This is a genomic window from Ruminococcus sp. CAG:57 (assembly GCF_000435935.1).
Taxonomy (GTDB): domain Bacteria; phylum Bacillota; class Clostridia; order Oscillospirales; family Ruminococcaceae; genus Hominimerdicola; species Hominimerdicola aceti.
Window position 1 is genome coordinate 1 of the sequence record NZ_FR890773.1, and the last position, 2,451, is coordinate 2,451.

General features: G+C 38.8%; 2 protein-coding genes. Both read right to left on the reverse strand.

All coding sequences use genetic code 11. The features are described 5' to 3' along the window. A partial coding sequence (locus tag QVO88_RS09500) for a UDP-glucose--hexose-1-phosphate uridylyltransferase (protein WP_288177966.1) occupies window positions 1-1,319 on the reverse strand: 1,319 nt, incomplete at its 3' end. Between the two features lie 14 nt (window positions 1,320-1,333). Further along, entirely contained in the window at window positions 1,334-2,317 is a 984-nt protein-coding gene (gene galE / locus QVO88_RS09505) for a UDP-glucose 4-epimerase GalE (RefSeq protein ID WP_022288246.1), read from the reverse strand. Window positions 2,318-2,451: the final 134 nt, after the last annotated feature.

Consider the following 2,451-nt stretch of genomic DNA (forward strand, 5'->3'; position numbering starts at 1 on the left):
GCCCAAATTGCATGAGATGCAATTTTATCATCTGTAGCAATCTCTTTGCCGGACAGTATTGCATCTTTTAAAAGTGTCAGTTCATCTGCTAAACGCGCCGGAAGAACAGCAAGTCCCATCACTTCAATCAATCCGATGTTTTCTTTTTTGATATGATGTAAGGTAGGATTCGGATGGAACACACCTAACGGTCTTTCTTTCGTTGTAATATTGTTTCTCAATAACAAGTCGCATTCAAATCCAGAAGAAGTTGCTCTTGCAATTGGAGTAATTGTATTATGCAGAATTCCGTCTGTTTCTGCAAAAATTCCAACCACTTCATCCGTATATGTTCTCCATTTTGTTAAAATATCAGCACATGCAGCTGCCAAAGCCGTCCTGTTTTTTGAAGAAAGACGTATCACAGACATCGGCCATTTTACAATGCCGGCACTAACATTCATATAATTATTCAAAAGAAATGTTCTTTCAATCGGTGCTTTTGCCATTGCAAAATTATAATTGCCGCCTTGAAAGTGTTCATGCGTTAGAATGGAGCCGCCTACAATAGGAAGGTCTGCATTTGAACCGATAAAATAGTGTGGAAATTGCTCAACAAAATCAAACAGTTTATTGAATACCTGTGCATTAATTGTCATAGGAATATGCTGTTTATTAAAGACGATGCAGTGTTCATTATAATATCCATAAGGAGAATACTGCATGAACCAATCTTGGCTGTTGATATTCAACTTTACCGGACGAAGATTTTGTCTTGCAGGGTGTGTCTGGTGACCTGCGAATCCCATATTTTCAACACAAAGCTGACATTGAGGATAGGCTGATTTTTTTTGCAATTTAGCAGCAGCAATATCACGAGGATCTTTCTCCGGCTTAGAACGATTTATAGTAATGTCAAGTGTTCCATATTCTGATTCATATGTCCACTTTAAATCTTTCGCAATTCTTTCAGCACGAACATAGTTCAGGCTTTTACTAAAAGCATAGTACCATTCTGTAGCTGCTGATGGCGAAGCAGAATATTTTCTTTGAAATGTGGCATTAACTTCTCTCGGCATAGGTGTGAAAACACCCATAACTCTTGTATCGAATAGATCACGTTGTACAGCAGTGTCTTCAATAATTCCTGCTTTTACTGCATAGTCGATCAGGGGTTCAAGAAGTTCTTCAATATTTCCCGTGAGTGGTTCTTTATCATTCCAGTCAGTCAGTTTTAGTATATCCATGAGCTGATTTCTAACAACAAAAATATCGTCATTTGTAATCAAATCAGCTTCTATTGCATGACGGATTAATCCGTTTATTGCCCTGTATATCATGATAACACCTCTTTTCAAAAACCATCTGGATGATTCTTATGCCAATTCCATGCGTCAGATATAATTTCTTCAAGGCTATCATGTACAGGATTCCAGCCGAGAATTTTTCTTGCCTTTTCACTGGAAGCCACCAGTCGTGCAGGATCTCCAGCACGCTTTGGCGTTTCAATTGCCGGAATCGGGTGCCCTGTCACTTTTCTTGCTTTATCAATTACTTCTTTTACGGAATAGCCGACACCATTTCCAAGATTGAAAATATTGCTTTCGTTTCCGTTTTTCAAGTACTTTACAGCGAGAATATGTGCCTGAGCCAAATCGGTAACATGGATGTAGTCTCTGATACAAGTTCCATCAGGAGTATCATAATCTGTTCCATAGATGGAGATACTTTCTCTCTTTCCATTTGGGACTTGAAGGATCAAAGGAATCAAATGACTTTCCGGATTATGAGCCTCGCCGATTTTACCTGATTTGTCTGCTCCGCAAGCATTGAAATAGCGGAGAGAAACGTATCTTAGACCATGAGCTTTTGAAGTCCAATAGAACATCTTCTCCATAGCAAGTTTGGTTTCACCATATGGATTGGTTGGCTGTGTTCTGTCTGTTTCAAGAATCGGAATATTTTCCGGTTCACCATAGGTGGCAGCGGTTGAGGAAAATACAATTTTATCAATATGGTGTTCAACCATGGAATCCAAAAGAATTTTTGTTCCGCAGAGATTATTATCGTAATACTTTAGTGGATCGACAACGCTTTCTCCAACAAGAGAATATGCTGCAAAGTGAATCACTGCATCTATCTGTTCGTTTTCAAAAATATTATCAAGAAACGCCTTGTCATGCAAATCACCCAGATAAAATTTCGCATCTTTCGGAACAGCTTCGATGTGTCCGGTTGCAAGATTGTCTGCAATAATAACGCTTTCTCCGGTGCGAATCAACTCTAAAGCTGTGTGAGAACCGATATATCCTGCACCGCCTAAAACAAGTATACTCATTATTCCCTACTATTATTTGATTTCAATACCGCCAAACGGTCTGATTGTCATAATGTAGCACGAATTTTGTCCAAATATTCTGTCCATTTCCGATCTATATGCATTGACAAGATCATTTGGTACAAATGCCTGAA

What these genes read in the sequence shown, in the direction of transcription:
- galE (WP_022288246.1), bottom strand. Translation starts at nt 2,317, where the DNA reads ATGAGTATACTTGTTTTAGGCGGTGCAGGATATATCGGTTCTCACACA.